A 6314-nucleotide genomic window follows, 5' to 3' on the forward strand; every position below is an offset into this window, starting at 1 on the left:
TCCACTCGGCCGTCACCGCGACCGCGTGCGGTCTGAAGTCGGCGCCGGTGGTCAGGAGGTAGGCGTATCCGAAGTCTGCGAGTGCCGCGTCGAGGGCGGCGAGATCGACTTTGATGCTCACGGCACCGAGCGTGCGCGGGCAAGGGGCTCACGGTCAAGACACAGCCTCGCGCCGCACCACCCGAAGGCGACGCGGCGCGGCCCGAAACCGATGTTGTTTGCGGAATCTGCGGGAAAGTCGCAAACAACGCCGGTCTCGACGGGCATCTCGAGGCGAACTACTCCTGACGGAATTCAGCGGGTTCAGCCGCGGGAGAGCACCCGGTCCAGCGCCCCGACCGCTTCGTCGAGTTCGGCGGTCGTGACGATCAGCGGCGGCCGGAAACGGATTCCGCGCGAACCGGTTCCGATCATGAGGACGTGTTCGTCGGTGAACAGCCGGGACAGGACGGCGTCGCGTTCGGCCGGGGACGGCAGATCGACGGCGCACATCAGCCCGCGTCCGCGCACTTCGGTGATCTCGGGATGCCGGTCGGCGAGTTGCCGCAGTGCCGACAGCAGGTGCGCGCCGGTGAGCCGGGCCCGATCGACGAGCCGGTCCCGTTCGATCACTTCGAAGACGCGGCGGGCCCGCACCATGTCGGTGAGGTTGCCGCCCCACGTGGAGTTCAGGCGGGAACTCACGGTGAAGACGTTGTCGGCGACGTCGTCGAGTCGGCGACCGGCCATGATGCCGCACACCTGCGTCTTCTTGCCGAACACCACGATGTCCGGGACGACATCCATCTGCTGGTAGGCCCACATGGTGCCGGTCATGCCGACCCCGGTCTGCACCTCGTCGAAGATCACCAGCGCATCGTTCTCGTGACACAGATCCGCCATGGCACGGAAGAATTCGGGGCGGAAATGATGGTCGCCGCCCTCCCCCTGGATCGGTTCGGCGATGAAGCACGCGATGTCGTGCGGGTTCTCGGCGAAGGCACGCCGGGCCTGCTCGAGCGCCCGGGATTCGGCTTCCGCGACGTCGCGTCCGTCCCGCAGACAGGGCGCGTCGATGCGTGGCCAGTCGAACTTGGGATAGCGGTCGGTCTTGACGGGATCGGTGTTGGTCAGCGACATCGTGTATCCGGTCCGGCCGTGGAACGCTTCGGTCAGGTGCAGCACCTTGCTGCCGAGGTTCGGGTCGCGGCCGTGGGCTTCGTTGAGCCTGCTGGCCCGGTCGAACGCCGCCTTGAGTGCGTTCTCGACGGCGACCGCACCGCCGTCGACGAAGAACATGTGCGGCAGGGCCGGGTCGCCGAGGATCCGGGCGAAGGTCTCGACGAACCGGGCCATCGGCACCGTGTAGATGTCGGAGTTGCTGGGCTTGTTCACTGCCACCGCGGCCAGTTCGTCGACGAAGTCGGGGTCGCCGACGAGGTCGGGATGATTCATTCCGAGCGCGGAGGACGCGAAGAATCCGAACATGTCGAGGTAGGTGGTGCCGTCGCGCTGATCGACCAGGCGCAACCCCGAGGACTTGTCGAGATCGAGGACGAGATCGAACCCGTCGGCCAGGATGTGGCGGCCCAGTGTGTCGTGTACCCGGTTCGGCGGCAGTTCTTCGGCACCGCCCGGGTTTCGGAATGCAGTGCTCATGCCCAGAGGCTACGCCAAATTCTTTACTGCGGCGCGGGCTTGCAGCCGGAGAATATGCTTGCGCAACGGCTAACGATCGTAAAATGTTTGGAGTATGACGGTGCTGCGGGTCGCGACGTTCGCGGTCGCGCGGATTTGCTGCAGCAGCTGTTCGAGTTCCCGCGGCGAACCGACCCGCACGAGCAGGATGTAGCTCTCGTCGCCGGCCACCGAGTGACAGGATTGGATGGCGTCGATGTGCCGCAGCCGGGCGGGCGCGTCGTCCGGTTGCGAAGGGTCGAGAGGGGTGATCGCCACGAACGCCGACAGCATGAGCCCGAGCGCCTCGGGATCTACCGACGCCGTGTACCCGCGGATCACCTCCCGCGCCTCGAGCCTTCGCACTCGCGACTGCACCGCCGACACCGACAGGCCGGCCTTGTCCGCCAGCGCCGACAGCGTGGCCCGGCCGTCGGCGACGAGCTCACGCAACAACAGCCGATCGATCTCGTCCAGGTTTTCTCTCGAGGATTCCGGCACGAGCGCAGGTTATCCGAGCACGGAAGGACCGCACCCATGAATGCGCCCTCAGGGCATCCGGCCCCACCGCATCCGAGCGCAGATCTCGCCACCCGCGCCGCACAGGCCCTGCAGCGATGCGGGGCACCGAGTCCGGCGCGCGACGGCTCCCTCGTCGTGACCACCCCGATCGACGGCACCGAGCTCGCACGCCTCCACCCGCACACCGCCGCCGACCTCGACGTCGCGATCTCCGCCGCCGCCGAAGCCTTCACCGTCTGGCGGGCGGTGCCGGCGCCGCAACGGGGGCGGCTCGTGCGGCGGCTCTCGGAGCTGCTCACCGAGCACAAGGCCGATCTGGCCGAGCTGGTCACCCTCGAGGCCGGGAAGATCACCTCCGAGGCACTCGGCGAGGTGCAGGAGATGATCGACGTCTGCGACTTCGCGGTCGGACTGTCGCGTCAGCTCTACGGTCGCACGATGCCGTCGGAGCGCCCCGGGCACCGGCTCATGGAGACCTGGCATCCCCTCGGTGTCGTCGGCGTGATCTCCGCGTTCAACTTTCCGGTCGCCGTGTGGTCCTGGAACACCGCGATCGCCCTGGTGTGCGGCGATCCGGTGGTGTGGAAGCCGTCGGAGACGACCCCGCTGACCGCGCTGGCCTGCGACGCGCTTCTGCGCCGCGCCGCGAGCGACGTGGGGGCACCGGATGCGCTGCACCACGTGCTGCTCGGGGACGCCTCCGTCGGCGAGGCACTCGTCGACGATCCCCGCGTCGCGCTGGTCAGCGCGACGGGGTCGGTGCGCATGGGCCGCATCGTCGGCCCCAGGGTCGCGGCGCGCTTCGGCCGGGTGCTGCTCGAACTCGGCGGGAACAACGGCGCGATCGTCGCTCCGTCGGCCGATCCGGACCTGACGGTGCGGGCCGTCGTGTTCGCCGCCGCCGGCACCGCCGGACAACGCTGCACCACACTGCGGCGGCTCATCGTGCACCGGTCGGTGGCCGACGAACTGGTCCGCCGCATCGCGACCGCCTACTCGGGTCTGCGGATCGGCAACCCGTTCGACGACGGAGTCCTGGTGGGCCCCTTGATCTCCGGTCGCGCGTACGAGGCGATGTGCAAGGCGCTCGAACGTGCTGAGCTCGACGGCGGCGTGCGCGTCACCGGCGGTGAACGTGTCGAGAGTCCCGGCGAGTCGTTCTACGTCTCCCCCGCGCTCGTCCGCATGCCCGCGCAGACGGAAGTGGTTCGGGAGGAGACCTTCGCGCCGATCCTGTACGTGCTGACCTACGACGATTTCGACGAGGCGATCGCGCTGCACAACGCGGTGCCGCAGGGCTTGGCGTCGTCGATCTTCACCACCGATTCCCGTGAGGCCGAACGCTTCCTGGCCGCATCCGATTGCGGCATCGCGAATGTCAACATCGGCACGTCGGGCGCCGAGATCGGCGGCGCTTTCGGCGGCGAGAAGGAGACCGGCGGCGGCCGCGAGTCCGGATCGGACTCGTGGAAGGCGTACATGCGCCGCGCCACCAACACGATCAACTACTCCGACGAGCTGCCTCTCGCGCAGGGCGTCGAGTTCGGCTGACGGTCACGGTCCCCGCGTCCGCGCGTGCCACGCCCAGGCGGCGAGCAGCGCGCCTTCCATGGCCGCGTCCAGAAGGTAGGTCTTCGGGATCCGTCCGGCGGGAACATAGACGAGGTCGACGGTGAGCAGGGTGGCGGCGGTGGCCACCCCGACCCGCCGCGCCGCGTGTGTTCCCTCGACAGTGCCCTCGGATCGCAGTTGCACCGCTCCGTTGCCCACGAGCAGACCTGCCACCGTGTACATCAGCCACCGGTCCTTTTTCGGACCGAAGATCGCTTCGAAACTGCGTCTGTGCACGAGCGGCCACAGCCCGCCGAGAAAGTTGCACCATCCATGGACGCGCGCGAGCCCGACGCCGAGACGATCGGCTTCGGCAACGGCGGTGGTCATGATGACGGGCTACCGCTGCGGGTCCGCATCAGCGCACCCCGCACGGCGACGGCCGCCGCTGCACCGATGCCGAGAACCCAGGGTCCGCCCACGAGAATCGGATCCATCCACTGATGGGCCGTGTCGACGCGTCGCCGTCCGAGGCGCGAGCGGGCCCCTCCGTGCGTGAACTCGCTGCGGATGCCGGTCTCGGTGAACGGGTTGTCCGGGCGCGTGGACACGAACGACCTCAGGTGGGATTCGACGGCGTCGATCCGGTCGGCGCCGAGCAGCAGCAGCCAGTGCGCAGCGCGTCCTTCGCTGAATCGGCGGTAGGCGTACTTGCGGACGACTCCCGACAGCCCCTTCGGCGGGCAGGAGGTGCCGAACACCGGGGTCAGCAGGGCATGTTCGACCGAGCGTTCCCGGGGCCACTTCTCTTCCTGCCGATCCGGGAAGTCCCAGTGCGCTCCCGTGGCTTCCGGCGCGAAACGCTCCTTCGGCACCGCCGGCCGGTCCTTCGGATCGAGGTCGACCCCCCATCCCGGTATCCGTGCGCGCAGAGCGTCCGAGTCCGGACGCGGGTGCGGGCTCGCGGTGTACGCGGCGGGTGTCGGTGGCTTCGTCATCGCGCAGTCCTTTCACGCAGTGTCCGGCACGATGACCGGCTTGATGCAGTCGTCGAGTTTCGCGGAGAAGATGTGATAGCCCTCGGCGATGTGTTCCAGCGGGATGCGGTGCGTGACAATGTCGTTCGGCTTGATCACGCCACTCCGGATGTGCTCGAACAGGCGCGGCCACTGGCGTTTGACCGGACACTGGTTCATCCGCAGCGTCAGCCCCTTGTTCATCGCATCCCCGAACTTCACGGCGCTGAACATCGGCCCGTAGGCACCCATCACCGAGACCGTTCCACCCTTGCGGACCGAGTCGATGGCCCAGTTCAACGCGATGGGTGACCCACCCTGCAGCTTGAACTTGGTCGAGGTCACGTGCTGCAGCAGGTTGCCGTCGGCTTCCGCGCCGACCGCGTCGATGACCACGTCTGCCCCGAGATGATCGGTGGCCTTCTTCATCTGCACGACGATGTCGTCGTACTCGGCGAAGTTGTAGGTCTCGGCGTGGGCGAAGGTACGCGCCTTCTCGAGCCGGTATTCGAGGTGGTCGATCACGATCACCCGCCCGGCACCCATGAACCACGAACTCTTCGCGGCGTACAGACCCACCGGGCCGGCGCCGAACACCACCACGGTGTCACCCTCGACGATGTCACCGAGCTGCGCCCCGAAGTATCCGGTCGCCAGGGCGTCGGTGCATAGCAGCGCGTCCTCGTCGTCCATCCAAACCGGAATCTTCTGCGGCCCGACGTCCGCGAACGGCACGCGCACGAACTCCGCCTGGCCGCCGTCGTATCCGCCGCACGTGTGCGAATACCCGTAGATCCCCCCGACCGCGGTGGCGTTGGGATTGACGTTGTGGCAGTTCGAATACAGGCCCCGCGCACAGAAATAGCACGAGCCGCAGTAGATGTTGAACGGCACCATCACCCGGTCCCCGGGTTGCACGTTCCGGACCGACGACCCGACTTCGTGCACCACGCCGACGAACTCGTGACCGAACGTCATGCCCACTCGGGTGTCGGGCATCATGCCGTGATAGAGATGCAGATCCGACCCACAGATCGCGGCGCGCACGACCCGCACGATCGCGTCGTTCGGGTGCTCGATGCGCGGAACATCCTTTTCCTCCACCCGGACCTTGTACGGTCCGCGGTACACCATCGCTTTCAATTCGCCTCCCGGCTCTGGATTCTCGATCCCGGCTCTGCGCCGGAATCCTTCTACGGAACCTCGGGGTGGTCGGCGAACATGGCTTCGATGCGGGCCTTGATCTCGGCCGTACTGAAGCCTGCTCCCGTCGTCCACGGCCGTACCGGCTCCGGTCCCTCCGCCTCGGCCGGGCCGAGGTCTTGCACATCGGTCGTAGTCATCTGTCCCGGAACTCCTTTCACCTCTGTCGTGAACGCCTACTCACAGCCTGCGGATGGTCAGTGTTCCCCGCGTTCGACCGCTCGACGCACCGCCTCCTCGACCCCGTCGGTCCACGGCGCTCCGTGGCCGGGCAGGACCGTGCCGGCACCGGTGGCGGCAATGGCGGTCAGCGATTCGATCGCGCGGCGGGTGTCCTTGGTGGCCGCCGAGGCGACGATCTGGGGT

The 6314-nt window shown here is 67.8% G+C and carries 7 protein-coding genes; 1 reads left to right on the top strand and 6 read right to left on the bottom strand.

Annotated features, from left to right (window positions below):
* Positions 1 to 303: 303 nt before the first annotated feature.
* Positions 304 to 1638, bottom strand: coding sequence for an L-lysine 6-transaminase (lat, locus tag I0Q12_RS19760; protein WP_197253798.1), 1335 nt, complete (start codon positions 1636 to 1638; stop codon positions 304 to 306).
* A gap of 69 nt (positions 1639 to 1707) precedes the next feature.
* Entirely contained in the window at positions 1708 to 2157 is a 450-nt protein-coding gene (locus I0Q12_RS19765) for an Lrp/AsnC family transcriptional regulator (protein WP_197253800.1), read from the bottom strand.
* A 36-nt stretch (positions 2158 to 2193) separates the two neighbouring features.
* Here I0Q12_RS19765 and I0Q12_RS19770 point away from each other — a divergent pair, with 36 nt between their 5' ends.
* Positions 2194 to 3729 carry an aldehyde dehydrogenase family protein gene (locus I0Q12_RS19770; protein ID WP_197253802.1) on the top strand — a complete coding sequence of 512 codons (1536 nt, stop codon included), beginning with the start codon at positions 2194 to 2196 and terminating at the stop codon, positions 3727 to 3729.
* Positions 3730 to 3732: 3 nt separating this feature from the next.
* Here the strand turns inward: I0Q12_RS19770 and I0Q12_RS19775 are convergent, their stop codons facing one another.
* Genes I0Q12_RS19775 through I0Q12_RS19790 form a run of 4 tightly spaced genes read right to left on the bottom strand, consistent with a single transcriptional unit; the run spans position 3733 to position 6088 of the window.
* On the bottom strand, positions 3733 to 4119 hold the full coding sequence (locus I0Q12_RS19775; RefSeq protein ID WP_197253804.1) for a hypothetical protein: 387 nt from the start codon (positions 4117 to 4119) through the stop codon (positions 3733 to 3735).
* The gene (locus I0Q12_RS19780) at positions 4116 to 4727 is read right to left on the bottom strand and encodes a hypothetical protein (RefSeq protein ID WP_197253806.1); all 612 of its coding nucleotides are present in this window, start codon (positions 4725 to 4727) and stop codon (positions 4116 to 4118) included. Before I0Q12_RS19780 ends, I0Q12_RS19775 begins: the two co-directional genes overlap by 4 nt.
* A 12-nt stretch (positions 4728 to 4739) precedes the next feature.
* Complete coding sequence (locus I0Q12_RS19785) at positions 4740 to 5888, bottom strand: zinc-dependent alcohol dehydrogenase (protein WP_197253807.1); 1149 nt, start codon at positions 5886 to 5888, stop codon at positions 4740 to 4742.
* 50 nt (positions 5889 to 5938) lie between these two features.
* A complete protein-coding gene (locus I0Q12_RS19790; RefSeq protein WP_197253809.1) occupies positions 5939 to 6088 on the bottom strand; it encodes a hypothetical protein in 150 nt (49 codons plus the stop codon).
* Positions 6089 to 6314 lie beyond the last annotated feature (226 nt).

Origin of the sequence: Rhodococcus sp. CX (assembly GCF_015865005.1) — a bacterium.
Taxonomy (GTDB): Bacteria; Actinomycetota; Actinomycetes; order Mycobacteriales; family Mycobacteriaceae; genus Rhodococcus.